Annotated in this window: 12 protein-coding genes; 6 read left to right on the top strand and 6 right to left on the bottom strand. The window is 70.5% G+C overall.

Going from position 1 to position 17,462, the window contains the following annotated elements; all coding sequences use genetic code 11:
- The first annotated feature begins 166 nt into the window (after positions 1-166).
- Complete coding sequence (locus QBL25_RS15695; RefSeq protein ID WP_409062668.1) at positions 167-1,132, top strand: YceI family protein; 966 nt, start codon at positions 167-169, stop codon at positions 1,130-1,132.
- A gap of 130 nt (positions 1,133-1,262) precedes the next feature.
- Here QBL25_RS15695 and QBL25_RS15690 read toward each other — a convergent pair whose 3' ends face one another.
- Complete coding sequence (locus QBL25_RS15690) at positions 1,263-1,517, bottom strand: hypothetical protein (RefSeq protein ID WP_409057657.1); 255 nt, start codon at positions 1,515-1,517, stop codon at positions 1,263-1,265.
- 74 nt (positions 1,518-1,591) lie between these two features.
- On the opposite strand from QBL25_RS15690, the gene holA reads away from it, so the two are divergent.
- On the top strand, positions 1,592-2,575 hold the full coding sequence (gene holA / locus QBL25_RS15685) for a DNA polymerase III subunit delta (protein ID WP_409057656.1): 984 nt from the start codon (positions 1,592-1,594) through the stop codon (positions 2,573-2,575).
- Positions 2,576-2,976: 401 nt separating this feature from the next.
- Here the strand turns inward: holA and rpsT are convergent, their stop codons facing one another.
- Complete coding sequence (rpsT, locus tag QBL25_RS15680) at positions 2,977-3,243, bottom strand: 30S ribosomal protein S20 (RefSeq protein WP_135334171.1); 267 nt, start codon at positions 3,241-3,243, stop codon at positions 2,977-2,979.
- A 250-nt stretch (positions 3,244-3,493) separates the two neighbouring features.
- On the opposite strand from rpsT, the gene lepA reads away from it, so the two are divergent.
- Positions 3,494-5,365, top strand: a complete 1,872-nt coding sequence (gene lepA, locus QBL25_RS15675; protein ID WP_409057655.1) for a translation elongation factor 4 — start codon at positions 3,494-3,496, stop codon at positions 5,363-5,365.
- A gap of 230 nt (positions 5,366-5,595) precedes the next feature.
- Complete coding sequence (locus QBL25_RS15670) at positions 5,596-7,485, top strand: AMP-dependent synthetase/ligase (protein ID WP_409057654.1); 1,890 nt, start codon at positions 5,596-5,598, stop codon at positions 7,483-7,485.
- A 70-nt stretch (positions 7,486-7,555) separates the two neighbouring features.
- Here the strand turns inward: QBL25_RS15670 and QBL25_RS15665 are convergent, their stop codons facing one another.
- Both QBL25_RS15665 and QBL25_RS15660 read right to left on the bottom strand, forming a co-directional pair.
- Positions 7,556-8,143 carry a two-component system response regulator gene (locus tag QBL25_RS15665; RefSeq protein ID WP_409057653.1) on the bottom strand — a complete coding sequence of 196 codons (588 nt, stop codon included), beginning with the start codon at positions 8,141-8,143 and terminating at the stop codon, positions 7,556-7,558.
- A gap of 12 nt (positions 8,144-8,155) precedes the next feature.
- A complete protein-coding gene (locus QBL25_RS15660) occupies positions 8,156-12,259 on the bottom strand; it encodes a HAMP domain-containing protein (RefSeq protein ID WP_409062667.1) in 4,104 nt (1,367 codons plus the stop codon).
- A gap of 297 nt (positions 12,260-12,556) precedes the next feature.
- On the opposite strand from QBL25_RS15660, the gene QBL25_RS15655 reads away from it, so the two are divergent.
- Together QBL25_RS15655 and hemW are read left to right on the top strand one after the other, a co-directional pair.
- Positions 12,557-14,464 (top strand): SpoIIE family protein phosphatase, encoded by a 1,908-nt coding sequence (locus tag QBL25_RS15655; RefSeq protein WP_409062666.1) that lies wholly within the window; start codon positions 12,557-12,559, stop codon positions 14,462-14,464.
- Positions 14,465-14,507: 43 nt separating this feature from the next.
- Positions 14,508-15,749 (top strand): radical SAM family heme chaperone HemW, encoded by a 1,242-nt coding sequence (gene hemW / locus QBL25_RS15650; protein ID WP_409062665.1) that lies wholly within the window; start codon positions 14,508-14,510, stop codon positions 15,747-15,749.
- A gap of 25 nt (positions 15,750-15,774) precedes the next feature.
- Here hemW and QBL25_RS15645 read toward each other — a convergent pair whose 3' ends face one another.
- Both QBL25_RS15645 and QBL25_RS15640 read right to left on the bottom strand, forming a co-directional pair.
- On the bottom strand, positions 15,775-16,599 hold the full coding sequence (locus tag QBL25_RS15645) for a DUF3097 domain-containing protein (RefSeq protein WP_409057652.1): 825 nt from the start codon (positions 16,597-16,599) through the stop codon (positions 15,775-15,777).
- Between the two features lie 35 nt (positions 16,600-16,634).
- Complete coding sequence (locus tag QBL25_RS15640; protein WP_409057651.1) at positions 16,635-17,378, bottom strand: MBL fold metallo-hydrolase; 744 nt, start codon at positions 17,376-17,378, stop codon at positions 16,635-16,637.
- Positions 17,379-17,462 lie beyond the last annotated feature (84 nt).

Genomic DNA, 17,462 nt, shown 5'->3' with positions numbered 1-17,462 from the left:
GGGGGCCCAAATCGGTGCTCGGGGTGAGCAATTCGGTTAGTCGGGACAGTTCCCGTGTTACCGCAGGATTGCAGCGAAGTGGGTTCGTGTTGCATCGAAAGCCGCAACGGTGATCGAATGCCTCTTCGGGACAGGAGTTGTCAAGGTGCGCGGGGGTGTGTCGCAAATGTTCGGCCGTTGGCTGGGAGACCGTACGAACCGAGCCGGTCGGACGAAACGAGCCGGTCAGGCCGCGGGGGCCGTACGGGCCGTGGGAAACGCGCGGGCCGTGGGGGCCGGGCGGGCAGGCCGGGGTGGCGGGCCCTTGTCCGCCGTGACGCTTCCGCCCCGTGCGGGAGTGCTCAGCTGCCGGGTGCTCGATCCGGTCAACGAGCCGGTGCGGCACGCGGAGTTCGCGGTCAGTGATGCCATGGGGCGCAAGGTCGTCGGCGGGGGTCTTGATCCTTACGGGTCGTTCGTCGCGACCGTTCCCGCCGGGGACTACCGTTTGGCGGTCTCGGCGGAGGGATTCACCCCCTACCGGGCGAACGCCACGGTCGGCGAGAGCGCGCACGCCTCTCTCGGGGACGTCATGCTCCAGATAGCCCCGCCCCCGGTACTGCCCGAGCCCGGGGACTGGGAGCTCGACCCGCTGCACTCCTCGGTGGCCTTCACCGCGCGGCACATCGGGCTCGCCCGTATCCACGGCCGGTTCAACAGCTTCGCGGGGGCGATACGGCTGGGGGAGCGCATGGAGGACTCCGCCATGCACGTCGTCATCGACGCCGCCTCCATCGACACCGCGGTGAAGATGCGCGACGACCACCTGCGGTCGGGGGACTTCCTCGACGTGGAGCGCTTCCCGACGATGGAGTTCTACGGCGACCGCTTCGTGCACAAGGGCGGCACCCGCTGGGCGATCTCGGGCGGTCTGACGCTGCACGGGGTGACGCGCACGGTGACGTTGGACACGGAGTACCTCGGGGTGGGCCAGGGCCTCCAGGGGGAGACCCGGGTGGCCTGCCGTGCGTCCACCGAGCTGCATCGCGACGACTTCACGATCAACTGGCAGACGATGCTCGCGCGCGGCATCGCGGCGGTCGGGCCCAGCATCTCGATCGACCTCGACATACAGGTCCTGCCCAAGAGCTGAAGCTGGCCTCGGCCCTCGGGCCTCGGGCCTCGGGCCTTGGCTTGCGAGCTTGGGCTCGGGTTTGGGCCTGGCTCTGGGCCTGGGCGTCTCGGGCTGGGGCCGCCCCCCCCGGTCGGCCGGGACTACGGGACTACGGGGCTTCGAGCCAGCCCTCGTGCTCCGCCGCGAGTTCGTCCAGGGCCGTGCGGTCCAGGCGCCGCTCGGGGTCCTCGACCACGACCAGCCACTGGGCGTCCTCGGCGTCGTCCTCGCCGGCCAGGGCGTCCCGGACGAGCTGGGGCTGCTCGCGCACGCCGAAACGGTCGGGGAGCTCTTCGGCCACTTCCTCCGCGGCATCGCGGTCGGGCAGCACCAGGACATGTCGTACGTCGGTCACCCGGCCCATTCTCCGACACGGGGTGCGCCGCCCGGAAACCGGCCGGGGTGGGCTGTCAGTGCCGCGTGGGATGCTTGTCCGCGATGGCCAGGAAGACAGATACCGCCGACCCGCTCGCTCCCCTCACGCTCGCCGTGGGCCAGGAGGACCTCCTCCTCGACCGCGCCGTGCAGCAGGTGGTCGCCGCCGCCCGCGCCGCCGACGCCGACACGGACGTGCGCGACCTCACCTCCGATCAGCTTCAGCCCGGCACGCTCGCCGAGCTGACCAGTCCCTCGCTCTTCGCCGAGCGCAAGGTCGTGGTCGTACGCAACGCGCAGGATCTGTCGGCCGACACGATCAAGGACGTGAAGGCGTATCTGGGGGCGCCGGCCGAGGAGATCACTCTCGTCCTGCTGCACGCGGGCGGCGCCAAGGGCAAGGGGCTGCTCGACGCGGCGCGCAAGGCGGGGGCCCGTGAGGTCGCCTGCCCCAAGATGACCAAGGCCGCGGACCGGCTGTCGTTCGTGCGGAGCGAGTTCCGTGCGCTGGGCCGTTCGGCCACGCCCGAGGCGTGCCAGGCCCTCGTCGACTCGATCGGCAGCGATCTGCGGGAGCTCGCCTCGGCGGTGTCCCAGCTGGTGGCGGACGTCGAGGGCACGATCGACGAGGCCGTGGTCGGCCGGTACTACACGGGCCGTGCCGAAGCGTCCAGCTTCACCGTGGCCGACCGGGCGGTGGAGGGGCGGGCCGCCGAGGCGCTCGAAGCGTTGCGCTGGTCGCTGTCGACGGGGGTTGCTCCCGTGCTGCTCACCAGTGCTCTCGCGCAGGCCGTGCGGGCCATCGGCAAGCTCTCGTCCGCGCGGGGCGGGCGGCCGGCCGATCTTGCGCGGGAGCTGGGGATGCCGCCCTGGAAGATTGATCGGGTCCGGCAGCAGATGCGGGGGTGGACGCCGGATGGGGTTGCTGCGGCGTTGATTGCCGTTGCTGCGGCTGATGCGGGGGTCAAGGGGGGCGGGGATGATGCTGAGTACGCTCTTGAGAAGGCGGTTGTCGCTGTCGCTCGGGCTGCGCGGGCTCGTCGCTAGCCGCTAATCGCTAGCCGCTAGGGCTTCGCCTCTCCCCTGCGGGGGGCGCTTACCGCCGTTGGTCCCTGCGGGTGCGTCGTGGCTGGTCGCGCAGTTCCCCGCGCCCCTAAAGGATGCGCCGTTCCCCGCGCCCCTGACAGATGCGCGGTTCCCCGCGCCCCTGGGGGCGTCTCCCGCCGTTCGCCCCTGCGGGTGCGTCGTGGTTGCTCGCGCAGTTCCCCGCGCCCCTAAAAGATGCGTCGCCCTGGACGGGGGCCCAGACACAGCAATGCCCCCGGAGTGGGCCGGGGGCATTGTCGCAGCGTGGCGTACTGCGGGGTCTGTCCGCGATTCGAGGTAGAGGGCTCGAATTACCCTCGCGGGAGGATTGATCAGCGCCCCGGCGAGCCGGGGCAAGGGGTTCAGCCCTGGAGGGTCGCAACCTTCGAAGCAAGCGCCGACTTCTTGTTGGCGGCCTGGTTCTTGTGGATGACACCCTTCGAGACAGCCTTGTCGAGCTGACGCGAAGCCTCACGCGTCGCCTCGACGGCCTTCTGGGTGTCGCCTGCGGCAACGGCCTCGCGGGCCTTGCGGATCGCGGTCTTCAGCGAAGACTTGACCGCCTTGTTGCGCTGACGCGCCTTCTCGTTGGTCTTGATCCGCTTGATCTGGGACTTGATGTTCGCCACGAAAGAGCCTTTTCAGGTTCAGGTCCTGCAGAGGTACTGCAGATGAGTTTCTTTGACACGTGCCTCAGTACCGAGAGGGCAAGGAGACACAGCTGCCCAGATTACCAGCCGTGCCCCGACCGGCCCAATCCGGGCCCGGCTCCCCACCCCGACCGGCCCACACCGGGTCCAGTGCCTCACCCATGGGACCATGGAACCTACGTATAGATCCGACCCGAGGCGACAGGCGCCTCAAGAGACAGGACCCTGCGTGCCCGCGACCCCTAAAAATGTGCCCGAGCCGAGCCGTACCGACCCGGCTCTGATCCGTAATTTCTGCATCATCGCGCACATCGACCACGGCAAGTCCACGCTCGCCGACCGGATGCTCCAGCTGACCGGCGTGGTCGAGCAGCGTCAGATGCGTGCTCAGTACCTCGACCGGATGGACATCGAGCGTGAGCGCGGCATCACGATCAAGTCCCAGGCGGTGCGTCTGCCCTGGGCCCCCACGGAGGGCCCCGAGCAGAGCAGGACCCACATCCTCAACATGATCGACACCCCGGGGCACGTGGACTTCACGTACGAGGTGTCGCGCTCGCTTGCGGCCTGTGAGGGCACGGTCCTCCTGGTCGACGCGGCGCAGGGCATCGAGGCGCAGACTCTCGCCAACCTCTATCTGGCGATGGAGAACGACCTCAAGATCGTTCCGGTGCTCAACAAGATCGACCTGCCGGCCGCCCAGCCGGAGAAGTTCTCCGAGGAGCTCGCCAATCTCATCGGCTGCGAGCCGGAGGACGTGCTGAAGGTCTCCGCGAAGACCGGCGTGGGCGTCGAGGCGCTGCTCGACAAGGTCGTCGCCGAGGTCCCGCCGCCGGTCGGCGTCGCCGACGCACCCGCGCGCGCGATGATCTTCGACTCGGTGTACGACTCCTACCGGGGCGTCGTGACGTACGTACGAGTGGTCGACGGCCAGCTCAACAAGCGTGAGCGGATCCGGATGATGTCCACCGGTGCCACGCACGAGCTGCTCGAGATCGGTGTGTCGTCCCCCGAGATGACCCCGGCCGACGGCATCGGCGTCGGCGAGGTGGGCTACATCATCACCGGCGTGAAGGACGTCCGTCAGTCCAAGGTCGGTGACACGATCACCTCCCTGCACAAGGGTGCGACCGAGGCCCTGGGCGGCTACAAGGACCCGAAGCCGATGGTCTTCTCGGGTCTGTATCCGCTGGACGGCTCGGAGTACCCCGACCTGCGCGAGGCCCTGGACAAGCTCCAGCTCAACGACGCCGCGCTCGTCTACGAGCCGGAGACCTCGGCCGCGCTGGGCTTCGGCTTCCGCGTCGGCTTCCTCGGGCTGCTGCACCTCGACGTGATCCGTGAGCGGCTCGAACGCGAGTTCGGTCTCGACCTCATCGCCACCGCTCCGAACGTGGTCTACCGCGTGATCATGGAGGACGGCACCGAGCACGTCGTCACCAACCCGAGCGAATTCCCCGAGGGCAAGATCGACGAGGTGTACGAGCCCGTCGTACGCGCCACGATCCTCGCCCCGAGCGAGTTCATCGGCTCGATCATGGAGCTGTGCCAGAACCGGCGCGGCACCCTGCTCGGCATGGACTACCTCTCCGAGGACCGCGTGGAGATCCGCTACACGCTGCCGCTCGCCGAGATCGTCTTCGACTTCTTCGACCAGCTGAAGTCCAAGACGCGGGGTTACGCCTCCCTGGACTACGAGCCCACGGGCGAGCAGTCCGCGCAGCTCGTCAAGGTCGACATCCTGCTGCACGGCGACAAGGTCGACGCCTTCTCCGCCGTCACGCACAAGGACGCGGCGTACGCGTACGGCGTGCGCCTGGTGGCCAAGCTGCGCGAGCTCATCCCGCGCCAGGCCTTCGAGGTGCCCGTCCAGGCCGCGATCGGCTCCCGGGTCATCGCCCGCGAGACCATCCGCGCCATCCGCAAGGATGTGCTCGCCAAGTGCTACGGCGGTGACATCTCGCGTAAGCGCAAGCTGCTGGAGAAGCAGAAGGAGGGCAAGAAGCGCATGAAGATGGTCGGCTCCGTCGAGGTGCCGCAGGAAGCCTTCATCGCGGTGCTCTCCAGTGACGACAGCGGACCGGGCAAGGCGAAGAAGTAGCCCACGTCTCAGCCACCGTCCCGTCCGGCACGGGCGTCACACAGGCATCTCAGCGGGTCCGTCGCGCTCTTGCGCGGCGGACCCGTTCTTGTATGAAGTGACAGGCAGAAGCCCCTTACGCACCGGGCTTCGGCGCTCTACTCTGATCACTGCTCGTAGGTTACTCGCAAGTTAAACAAGACCAGCAGCCGCCAGCCAGTCGCCGCATAGTCGCGGGTCCGGAGGATGTCGTGAGCGACACACAGACCTTGATCGAGAACCGTCCGCCGTCCGTGGCCCATCTCTTCCTTGAGCGCGTGGCGGCCACGCCCGACGCGGAGGCCTACCGCTATCCGGTGCCGGCAGCGTCGGGCGAAGGCCCCGACGACTGGAAGTCGCTCAGCTGGGGCCAGGCCGCCGAGCGCGTCTACGCCATCGCGGCCGGCCTGATCGAGCTGGGCCTCGCCCCCGAGGACCGGGTCGCGCTCGCCTCCTCCACGCGGGTCGAGTGGATCCTCGCCGACCTCGGCATCCTCTGCGCGGGCGCGGCCACCACCACGGTGTATCCGCAGACCAACGCCGAGGAGTCCACCTACATCCTGGCCGACTCCGACAGCCGGGTCCTGATCGCCGAGAACGCCGAGCAGCTCGCCAAGGCGCGCGAGAAGCGGGCCGAGCTGCCCGACCTGCGGCACGTCGTGGTGATCGACGCCGAGGGCGCGGGGCCCGCCGAGGGCGACCCCGAGGGCTGGGTGCTCAGCCTCGCCGACCTGGAGGCGCGCGGCACCGCCCACCTGGAGAAGAACCCGGAGGCGGTCAAGGAGCGGATCGCGGCGATCACGAAGGACCAGCTCGCCACGATCATCTACACCTCCGGCACCACGGGCCGCCCCAAGGGCGTGCGCCTGCCGCAGGACAACTGGTCGTACATGGCCAAGGCCATCGCGGCGACCGGACTGCTCGGCGCGGACGACGTGCAGTACCTGTGGCTGCCGCTCGCGCACGTCTTCGGCAAGGTGCTCACCTCGGGCCAGATCGAACTCGGGCACGTCACCGCCGTCGACGGCCGCGTCGACAAGATCATCGAGAACCTGCCGGTGGTCCAGCCGACGTACATGGCCGCCGTGCCGCGCATCTTCGAGAAGGTCTACAACGGGGTCGCGGCCAAGGCGCGGGCCGGTGGCGGCGCCAAGTACAAGATCTTCCTGTGGGCCGCCGGGGTCTCCCGCGAGTACGCGAAGGTCAGCCAGGACAACTTCCGCAGGACCGGCAACGCGTCCGTGCCCTTCGGGCTCGGCGCCAAGCACAAGGTCGCCGACACGCTCGTCTACTCCAAGCTGCGCGAGGCCTTCGGCGGCCGGCTGCGTGCCGCCGTCTCCGGCTCGGCCGCGCTGGCCCCCGAGATCGGCTACTTCTTCGCCGGCGCGGGCATCCACATCCTGGAGGGCTACGGCCTCACCGAGTCCTCCGCCGCCTCCTTCGTCAACCCGGGCGAGGCCTACCGCACCGGCACCGTCGGCAAGCCGCTGCCCGGCACCGAGGTGCGGATCGCGGACGACGGCGAGATCCTGCTGCGCGGCCCCGGCATCATGGAGGGCTACCACGGCCTCGCCGAGAAGACGGCCGAGGTCCTGGAGTCCGACGGGTGGTTCCACACCGGGGACATCGGCGAGCTGTCCGAGGACGGGTATCTGCGGATCACCGACCGCAAGAAGGACCTGATCAAGACCTCGGGCGGCAAGTACATCGCGCCCGCGGAGGTCGAGGGCCAGTTCAAGGCCGTCTGCCCGTACGTCTCCAACATCCTGGTGCACGGCGCCGACCGGAACTTCTGCACGGCCCTGATCGCGCTCGACGAGCCGTCGATCCTGGCCTGGGCCAAGGACAACGGCCTGGAGGGCAAGAGCTACGCCGAGGTGGTCGCGGCACCGGCGACGGTCGCGCTCGTCGAGGGCTACGTCAAGGAGCTCAACGAAGGTCTGCAGCGCTGGCAGACGGTGAAGAAGTTCAAGCTGCTCCCGCGTGACCTGGACATCGAGCACGGCGAGCTGACGCCGAGCCTGAAGCTGAAGCGGCCGGTCGTCGAGCGCGAGTACCAGCACCTGATCGACGAGATGTACGCCGGTTCGCGCGAGGCCTGAGCACGGCTCCCGCACGCGGGCGGGACGGCGGGCAGTACAGCGGGCGGGGCGGTGCCCGGACCATGGTCGTTCAGGTACCGCCCCGCCCGCGCCGCATCTCCTTCACCAGCTCCTCCATGTGCGTCACGTGGTGGCGCAGTTCCAGGACGTCCTTCAGGCTGCTGGCCGCCATGTGCGCCTCGATCGCGGACAGCCGGGCCGCCAGTTCGTCGAACTGCTGCTGCTCGCGGGCCAGGATCTTCTCCAACTGCTGGTTCTTCCGGTGCAGTTCGAGGAAGACCGTGACCTTGGCGCGCAGCACCCAGGGATCGAACGGCTTGGTGAGGTAGTCCGCGGCGCCCGTCGCATAGCCCCGGAAGGCATAGCCCGCGTCGTTGTCCGTGCCCGTCAGGAAGATGATGGGCACGTCCTTCGTCTGGTCGAGGCGTTTGATGTTCGACGCGGTCTCGAACCCGTCCATCCCCGGCATGCGCACGTCCAGGAGGATCACGGCGAAACGTTGGCGCAGGAGTGCCTTCATCGCCTCCTCGCCCGAACGGGCGCGCACCAGTGGTTCGTTCAGTGACCCCAGGACGGCTTCGAGCGCCATCAGGTTGTCCTCCATGTCGTCGACAAGGAGGATGCTCGCGCGGTTGTCGGTCATGACCTCTGTGCTCATGGTGACGGTGCCTCATTCGGTCGTCGGCGGAACAGCGGCCTCCCCGTGAGTGCCTGCCGGTTCCGGTGCAACGGTCGTCTCTGCTGGGGCGGGCGTGCCCGGCTCCGTCTCCGTCGTGTCCGCGCCGTCGGGGGAAAGGAGCGCGCAGGCGACGGTGAGCAACTGGTCCACGTCCACGGGTTTGGGTACGTAGTCGTTGGCGCCCCGCTCGATGGCCTTCTCGCGGTCGCCTGGCATCGCCTTGGCGGTGAGCGCGACGATGGGAAGACCGGCCCAGCGCGGGGTGCGGCGGATGGCGGCGATGGTTTCGTAACCGTCCATCTCCGGCATCATGATGTCCATCAGGATGAGGTCGGTGTCGGGGTTGCGCTCCAGGGTCTCGATTCCCTCGCGGCCGTTCTCCGCGTAGAGGACGGGCATGCCGACGCGGCTCAGGACATGGGTGAGCGCGAAGACGTTGCGGATGTCGTCGTCCACGATCAGGACACGGCGCCCGCGCAATATGCGGCCCGCCGCACCCTCGCGGTACTCCTCCAGCTTGGTCGGCGTCGGCCAGCTGTCGTTCTGCTCGTGGAAGGTGTGGGGGGACATGGTGACCCCCTCGTCGTGCGGCTCCGGGGTGGTGAGCGACCTCGTCGCCGCGTACGCCGCTGCCGCGGGCCCGTGGCCGGGGTGCACCACGGGGACGTACAGCGTGAAGGTGGAGCCCTGACCCGGGTTGCTCTCCGCGGTGATGCGGCCGCCGAGGAGGCCGGCGATCTCGCGGCTGATGGAGAGGCCGAGGCCGGTGCCGCCGTACTTGCGGTTGGTGGTGCCGTCGGCCTGCTGGAACGCCTCGAAGATGGCCGGGAGCTGGTCGGGCGGGATGCCGATTCCGGTGTCCGTGACGGCGAAGCAGAGCCGGTCGCCGCCGTCGTGCAGCCGCCGGTCGCCGGTGTTCTTGACGCGGCTCACGCGCAGCTCGACCCGGCCGCTCGCGGTGAACTTGACCGCGTTCGACAGGAGGTTGCGCAGGATCTGCTGGAGCCGCTGCTCGTCCGAGAACATCTCGCGCGGCACGTCCTCGCCGACCGACACCTCGAAGGCGAGCCCGCGGTCCAGGGTGAGCGGCCGGAACGTCGCGTGGACGTAGTCGAGGACCTTGATGAGGGGGAGCTTCTTGGGGCGTACGTCCATCCGGCCCGCCTCGATCTTCGACAGGTCGAGGATGTCGTTGATGAGCTGGAGGAGGTCGGAGCCCGAGCGGTGGATCGTCGTCGCGAACTGCACTTCCTGGTCGGAGAGATGGCTGTCGGGGTTGTCGGCGAGCAGCCGGGCCAGGATGAGCAGGGAGTTCAGCGGTGTGCGCAGCTCGTGCGACATGTTCGCGAGGAACTCCGACTTGTACTGGGAGGACGTGGCGAGCAGCGCCGCCTTCTCCTCCAGTTCGGCGTTCGAGCGCTGTAGCTCGGCCTGCTGGAGCTGGAGTTCGTCCGAGCGGTCCTGGAGCTGCGTGGCGAGCCGCTGGGACTCGCTGAGCAGTGATTCCGTACGGGAGTTGGCGATGATGGTGTTGATCGCGACGCCGATGGTGCTCACGAACTGGTCGAAGAACGCCAGGTGCACGTCCGAGAAGCGCGAGAACGTGGCCAGTTCGATCACGCCGAGCAGCTTGTCCTCGAAGAGGATCGGAATGATCACCAGGCTGGCCGGTGCGGAGTCCCCGAGCCCTGAGGTGATCTTGATGTAGTCCGGCGGCACCTCGTCCACGAGGATCCGCTTCTTCTCCAGGGCCGCCTGGCGCACCAGGCCGTGCGCGGGCATCGCGCCCGTGTCGACGACCGAGCCCTGCGCGGAGCCGTACCCGGCGATGAAGGCGAGTCCCTTCACCGGGGGAGTCTGGAGCGTCGTGGCGTCCCCGGCCTCCGGGTCGGCCAGGAAGAAGGCGCCGTACTGCGCGTTCACCAGCGGGGTCAGCTCGCGCAGGATCAGGTCGGCGACCTCCATCAGGTCGCGGTGGCCCTGCATCAGACCCGCGAGACGGGCGAGGTTCGACTCCAGCCAGTCCTTGGCGCGGGTGGTCTCACGGAGGTTGGAGACCATGACGTTGATGTTGTTCTTGAGCTCGGAGACCTCACCGCGGGTCTCGACGGTGATGGAGCGGGTCATGTCGCCCTGCGCCACGGCGGAGGCGACCTCGGCGATCGCGCGGACCTGGGTGGTGAGGTTCAGGGCGAGTTCGTTCACGTTCGTCGTCAGGCGCTTCCACGTGCCGTAGACGCCCTCGACCCGTGCCTGGCCGCCCAGCTGGCCCTCGGAACCGACCTCGCGGGCCACGCGGGTGACCTCGGAGGAGAAGGAGGACAGCGTGTCCACCATGGTGTTGATGGTGGTCTTCAGCTCCAGGATCTCGCCGCGCGCGTCCACGTCGATCTTCTTGGAGAGGTCGCCCTGGGCCACCGCCGTGGCGACCTGCGCGATGTTGCGGACCTGGCCGGTGAGGTTGTCGGCCATGTAGTTGACGTTGTCGGTGAGGTCCTTCCAGACGCCCGACACGCCCAGCACCTGGGCCCGCCCGCCGAGCCGGCCGTCCGTGCCGACCTCGCGGGCCACGCGGGTCACCTCGTCCGCGAAGGCGCGCAGCTGCTCCACCATCGTGTTGACGGTGTCCTTCAGCTCCAGGATCTCGCCGCGGGCCGTCACCGTGATCATCTTCGACAGGTCGCCGTTGGCGACGGCCGTGGTGACCTGCGCGATGTTGCGCACCTGGGAGGTGAGGTTCAGTGCCATGAAGTTGACGTTGTCCGTGAGGTCCTTCCAGACCCCGGACACCCCGCGCACCTGGGCCTGGCCGCCGAGGTTGCCCTCGGTGCCGACCTCGCGGGCGACGCGGGTGACCTCGTCGGCGAAGGCGGAGAGCTGGTCCACCATCGTGTTGATGGTCGACTTCAGCTCCAGGATCTCGCCCTTCGCCTCGACGGTGATCTTCTTGCCCAGGTCGCCCTGGGCGACCGCCGTCGACACGAGGGCGATGTTGCGCACCTGGGAGGTGAGGTTGTCGGCCATGAAGTTGACGTTGTCGGTGAGGTCCTTCCAGACCCCCGACACCCCGCGCACCTGGGCACGGCCGCCCAGATTGCCCTCCGTGCCGACCTCGCGGGCCACGCGGGTCACCTCGTCGGCGAACGCCGAGAGCTGGTCCACCATCGTGTTCACCGTCGACTTCAGCTCCAGGATCTCGCCCCGGGCGTCGACGGTGATCTTCTGGCTCAGGTCGCCGTTGGCGACGGCCGTGGTGACCTGGGCGATGTTGCGGACCTGGGAGGTGAGGTTCGACGCCATGAAGTTGACGTTGTCGGTCAGGTCCTTCCAGACCCCCGACACCCCGCGGGCCTGCGCCCGGCCGCCCAGTTGTCCCTCGGTGCCGACCTCGCGCGCCACGCGGGTCACCTCGGCCGCGAACGCGGAGAGCTGGTCCACCATCGTGTTGACGGTCAGCTTCAGTTCGAGCAGCTCGCCCGTCGCCTCGACGGTGACCGTCCGGGTCAGGTCGCCCTGCGCCACCGCCGTCGTCACCAGGGCGATGTCGCGCACCTGGGCGGTGAGCCGGGCGGCCATCGTGTTGACGGCCTCCGTCACGTCACGCCAACTGCCCGACAAGCCCCGCACCTTGGCACGCCCGCCGAGCCGCCCCTCCGTGCCCACCTCACGGGCGACCCGGGTGACCTCGCCCGTGAAGAGCGACAGCTGGTCGACCATCGTGTTCACCGCGCGGCCCAGGCGCCGCAGGTCTCCCCGCAGCTCGCGGGAGCCGTCGTGCAGGTCCACGCGCTGGGTGAGGTCGCCGCCCGCCACCGCGTTCAGGACGCGCGTCGCGTTGGCCGCCGGGGCGACCAGCGAGTCGAGCAGGGAGTTCGCGTCCGCGACACGCGTGGCCCAGCTGCCCTGGCCCGGGCTCGCGGTAAAGCGCTCGTCGAGGTGGCCGTGGCGGATGATCTCCCGGCGCACGCGCGTGAGTTCGCTGTCGAAGTGGAGCGAGCGGTCGAGCATCTCGTTGAACACCGTGTGCAGCTCGGCCACCAGGCCGTCGCCACTCACCGTGACCTTGGTGAAGTCCCCGTCGCGGGCCGCCCGCATGGCGGCCAGGAGCACACGCAGGTCGCAGCTGGCCTGCGGGGCGGCTTCCGGGACCGCCACCGGGGTGTTTTCCGATGCCGCGTCCGGATCGTTCCCGGTGTGCGGCTGTGGTGGGGAAGCTGGTTTCGGTGCCGGAATCCGACCGTAACCGAGCGCGGGCATAGCACTGTTCTCACTCATAGCGGCCCACTTCAGTAACTCGGTGCTTATGGGCGTGGCCAGTCTGTCACTCTGTCCGTGTCGCCTGAGGCGTATTCGACCGAACTGCTCAGGAGCCGAAACGTGGGGTCCATTCCGATGCAACGGGAGACCACTTTCCGTGCGTCCGCACAGCCGGGGCATCAGCCCGGCCCACCTGCGGTGGTGTGCACGTCGCTGCCCGGGAACCCTTCGGCGCCCGCAGCTGCACGAAGGTTTGTGCGAGCCGCGCTCGCCGACTGGGCCGAGCTCTCCGTGCCCGCGGCCGCGGGCGTCACCGACCGCCTCGTGGACGACGCGGTCCTGCTGGTCAGCGAGCTCGTCACGAACGCCGTCGTGCACGCGGGCACGACGGTCGAGCTGGTGTGCCGGCTCGACGAGGCGGGCCTGGGGGAGAGCACCGACACCCTGGTCGTCGAGGTCTCCGACCACCACCCCGCCCGCTCCGTCCGCAGCGACCCCACACCCCAGCCGCCCGGCACCCCCGAGTACGGCCGCGGCCTCCAGCTCGTCGCCACCCTCTCCGACTCCTGGGGCATCACCTACCGCACCGGCACCAAGGCCGTCTGGGCCCGCCTCCCGGTCGGCGGCGTCCCGGCCGGCCAGGAGGCCGAGCCGCTCGCGAGCGAGCAGACCGCTCAGCGGGGGACGCGCTCCGCCGAGATCCTCGCGCCGCTGCCCCGACGGATCACGCACGACACCGAGTGGGTCAACCGCGGCGCGCTCACCTTCCTCGCCGAGGCGTCCGACCTGCTCGCCGGGCAGTTCGACGAGGACCTGGTGGCCGCGCTCGCCGGGCAGCTGCTCGTGCCGCGGCTCGCGGACTGGTGCGCGGTGTGGCTCGACGACGAGTCGGAGGCCGCCCCGCGCGGACCCGCGGGCGGGGGCCCTGGCTCCCGGCTCGCCCGCGTCTGGCACACCAGCGAGCAGCGGATAGAGGACCTGCGCCGGAGCCTGGAGAAGGACCCGCCCCAGCTGCCCGAGTCCGTCGGCTCCGGAGCCGTCCCCGTGGCCTGGCCCGGCGACGCCCTCGCGGAGGACGGCATGGGCACGGCCCTGGCGTACCGCCTCACGGCGGGCGGCCGGGCGCTGGGCACCCTCGTCATCGGGCGGGCCGGGATGATGCGCTTCGCCGACGAGGTCACCGGCCTCATCGAGGACTTCAGCCGCCGGGTCGCCCTGGCCATCAGCGCGGCCCGGCGCTATCAGCGGCAGGCCACCATCAGCCAGGTCCTCCAGCGCGGACTGCTGCCGAGCGCCGTCGCGGACATCCCCGGCGTGCACAGCGGCGTGGTCTACGAGCCCCGGGACAAGGGCGGACCCGGCGGCGACTTCTACGACGTGTTCCAGGCGGGCAAGGGCCGCTACTGCTTCGCGCTCGGCGACGTCCAGGGCAAGGGCGTCGAGGCGGCCGTCGTGATCGGCCTCGCCCGCCCCTGGCTGCGCCTGCTCGCCCGCGAGGGGTACGAGGTCGCGGAGGTCCTCGACCGCCTCAACCAGCTCCTCCTGGACGACGCGACGGAAGCGGCGGACGCCGCGGCGGCAGTGGTCGCGGTGGCCGGCGGCCAGAGCGTGCCGCCGGACGGCGCCACCTCCCGCTTCCTGTCCCTCCTCTACGGCGAGCTGGTCCCCATGGACGACGGCAGCGTCCGCTGCACGGTGGCCAGCGCCGGGCATCCGCTGCCGCTGCTCCTCTCCCCGGACGGCGGCGTCCGTCCCGCCGCCTCGCCCCAGCTGCTGCTCGGGGTCATCGACGAAGCGACGTACACGAGCGAGACCTTCGAGCTGCGGACGGGGGACACGCTGCTCTGCGTCACGGACGGGGTGACCGAGCGCCGGTCCGGACAGCTCATGTTCGACGACGGCGACGGCCTGTCGAAGGCGCTCGCGAGCTGCGCGGGCCTGGACGCGGCGCTCGTCGCGGAGCGGATCAAGCGGATGGTCCACGAGTTCTCGGAGCGGCCGCCGGACGACGACCTGGCGGTGCTCGTGCTCCAGGCGCAGTAGCCGCCCCCGTGCGCGGCGCGGGGTTCCTCCGCGGTGCGGGACAATCGAAGGCATGCCTTCCGCACTGCCCGACGGTGAACCCATGCCCGAGGACGGATCCCTGCCCGCGTCCGCCCTCGCCGGCGCGCGGACTCGTCCGCTCGGCTTCTATCTGCACGTCCCGTACTGCGCCACGCGCTGCGGGTACTGCGACTTCAACACCTACACCGCGACCGAGCTGCGCGGCTCCGGCGGCGTGCTCGCCTCCCGCGACAACTACGCGGACACCCTGATCGACGAGGTGCGGCTCGCGCGCAAGACCCTGGGCGACGACCCGCGCCCGGTGCGGACCGTCTTCGTCGGGGGCGGTACGCCGACGCTGCTCGCCGCGGCCGACCTCGTCCGCATGCTGGGGGCCGTCCGGGAGGAGTTCGGGCTCGCGGACGACGCGGAGATCACCACCGAGGCGAACCCCGAGTCCGTCGACCCCGCCTACCTGAGCGAGCTGCGGGCCGGTGGCTTCAACCGCGTCTCCTTCGGCATGCAGAGCGCCAAGCAGCACGTCCTGAAGGTGCTCGACCGCACGCACACCCCCGGGCGGCCCGAGGCGTGCGTGGCGGAGGCGCGGGCCGCGGGCTTCGACCACGTCAACCTGGACCTCATCTACGGCACTCCCGGCGAGAGCGACGAGGACTGGCGGGCCACGCTGGACGCGGCCATCGGCGCCGGGCCCGACCACGTCAGCGCGTACGCCCTGATCGTCGAGGAGGGCACGCAGCTCGCGCGGCGGATCCGGCGCGGCGAGGTGCCGATGACCGACGACGACGTGCACGCGGACCGGTACCTGATCGCCGACGAGGTGCTCGGGGACGCGGGATTCTCCTGGTACGAGGTGTCGAACTGGGCCACGTCCGACGCGGGGCGGTGCCTGCACAACGAGCTGTACTGGCGCGGGGCCGACTGGTGGGGGGCCGGGCCGGGGGCCCACAGCCACGTGGGGGGCGTGCGGTGGTGGAACGTCAAGCATCCCGGGGCGTACGCGGGGGCCCTTGCCGCCGGGCGGTCGCCCGGGGCCGGGCGGGAGATCCTCGCCGACGAGGACCGGCGGGTGGAGCGGATCCTGCTGGAGCTGCGCCTGCTGGAGGGGTGCCCGCTGTCGCTGCTCAAACCCGCCGGGCTCGAGGCCGCCCGCCGCGCCCTGGCGGACGGCCTCCTCCAGGCGGAGCCCTACGCGGAGGGGCGCGCGGTCCTCACGCTCCGGGGCCGGCTGCTGGCGGACGCGGTGGTGCGGGACCTGGTGGACTGAGGCCGGGGCGTCCCCGCGGGGGCGGCTAGTCCTCCGTGCCCGTGACGAAGTCGATCAGTTCCTCCACGCGGCCCAGGAGCGCCGGTTCCAGATCGCGGTAGCTGCGGACCGAGCCCAGGATCCGCTGCCAGGCGGCGCCCGTGTTCGGGGGCCAGCCCAGGGCTTCGCAGACGCCCGTCTTCCAGTCCTGGCCCCGCGGCACCCGCGGCCACGCGTCGATCCCCACCGAGGACGGCTTCACCGCCTCCCACACGTCGATGTAGGGGTGCCCCACCACCAGCGCCGAGTCCGAACTCACCTGCGCCGCGATCCTCGACTCCTTGGAGCCGGGCACCAGGTGGTCCACCAGGACGCCCAGCCGCGCGTCCGGACCGGGGGAGAACTCCTTGACGATGGCCGGGAGGTCGTCGATGCCCTCCAGGTACTCGACGACGACGCCCTCGATCCGCAGGTCGTCGCCCCACACCCGCTCGACGAGCTCCGCGTCGTGCCGGCCCTCGACGTAGATCCGCCCCGCGCGGGCGACCCGGGCCCGCGCGCCCGGTACGGCCACCGAGCCCGAAGCGGTGCGCGTGGGACGTACGGGCGACGAGGAAGCCGACGGGCGGACCAGGGTCACCGTCCGGCCCTCCAGGGCGAAGCCCCCCGGCGTCATCGGGAAGACGCGGTGCTTGCCGAAGCGGTCCTCCAGGGTCACCGTCGGGCCCTCGGCCGTCTTCTCGCAGCGGATCACCGCCCCGCAGAAACCCGTGCCCAGCTCCTCCACCACGAGGTCCGCCTCCGCGGCGACCTCCGGCACGGGCTTCGGCTTCTTCCAGGGCGGGGTCAGGTCCGCAGAGTACTGGCGCATTTTCCCGACGATAGGAAGAAGTGGGGGGAGGTCCGCTACGACACGCCGAAGCGGGCCGCCAGTGTGGCCCGTTGCGCACGGACAAATGCCGCATCGACCACCGCGCCGTGCCCCGGCACGTACAGCGCGTCCTCGCCGCCCAGGTCCAGGAGCCGGTCCAGCGCGGCCGGCCACCGCTTCGGGACCGCGTCCGGGCCCGCCTGCGGTTCGCCCGACTCCTCGACCAGGTCGCCGCAGAAGACGATCTCCGGCGATTCCGCCGTGCCGGGGACCAGGACCGCCAGGTCGTGGCCCGAGTGCCCCGGGCCGACGTTGGCGAGCAGGACCTGCACGCCGCCGCCCAGGTCGAGCGTCCACTCCCCGCACACCGCGTGGTGCGGCCGGACGAGCAGGTCGGCGGCCTCCGCCGCGGCGTCCCGGGCGACCCCGTGCCGCACGGCGTCCTCGCGCAGCTCCTCGCGGCCCTGCGCGAGCAGCGCGTCGAGGCCGACCGCCCCGTACACCTCCACGCCCGCGAACGCGGCGGCGCCCAGGACGTGGTCGAAGTGCGGATGGGTCAGGGCGAGGTGGGTGACCCGGCGGCCTCCGCCGAGGATCCCGCGGGCCTGGGTGCGCAGCTCGGCCCCTTCGCGCAGGGTCGCCCCCGCCTCGATCATCAGCGCCGATCCGCCGCCGACGACCAGTCCCGCCGTACAGTCCCAGACCGGGAGGCGCCGCCGCCCGACGTGCGGTGCGAGCCGCTCCCAGCCTGCCTCGTCCCAAGCCAGCGCCACATTCATGTCTCGACGCTAGCCCCGTGCGGACGGCTTGGCAGCCGCCGCCTCACCGGCCGGACCGACTTGGGGGGTCCGGCCCTTGCCGGG

Origin of the sequence: Streptomyces sp. SYP-A7185 (assembly GCF_046103685.1) — a bacterium.
Lineage (GTDB): Bacteria > Actinomycetota > Actinomycetes > Streptomycetales > Streptomycetaceae > Streptomyces.
This window is presented reverse-complemented; position numbering and strand designations above follow the sequence as displayed.

Excerpts from the sequence above, each read along its gene's own strand:
- QBL25_RS15695 (WP_409062668.1), top strand. The coding sequence starts at position 167 with ATGTTCGGCCGTTGGCTGGGAGACCGTACGAACCGAGCCGGTCGGACG.
- QBL25_RS15690 (WP_409057657.1), bottom strand. The coding sequence starts at position 1,517 with ATGGGCCGGGTGACCGACGTACGACATGTCCTGGTGCTGCCCGACCGC.
- holA (WP_409057656.1), top strand. The coding sequence starts at position 1,592 with ATGGCCAGGAAGACAGATACCGCCGACCCGCTCGCTCCCCTCACGCTC.
- QBL25_RS15665 (WP_409057653.1), bottom strand. The coding sequence starts at position 8,143 with ATGAGCACAGAGGTCATGACCGACAACCGCGCGAGCATCCTCCTTGTC.
- QBL25_RS15660 (WP_409062667.1), bottom strand. The coding sequence starts at position 12,259 with ATGCGGGCGGCCCGCGACGGGGACTTCACCAAGGTCACGGTGAGTGGC.
- QBL25_RS15655 (WP_409062666.1), top strand. The coding sequence starts at position 12,557 with ATGCAACGGGAGACCACTTTCCGTGCGTCCGCACAGCCGGGGCATCAG.
- QBL25_RS15645 (WP_409057652.1), bottom strand. The coding sequence starts at position 16,599 with ATGCGCCAGTACTCTGCGGACCTGACCCCGCCCTGGAAGAAGCCGAAG.
- QBL25_RS15640 (WP_409057651.1), bottom strand. The coding sequence starts at position 17,378 with ATGAATGTGGCGCTGGCTTGGGACGAGGCAGGCTGGGAGCGGCTCGCA.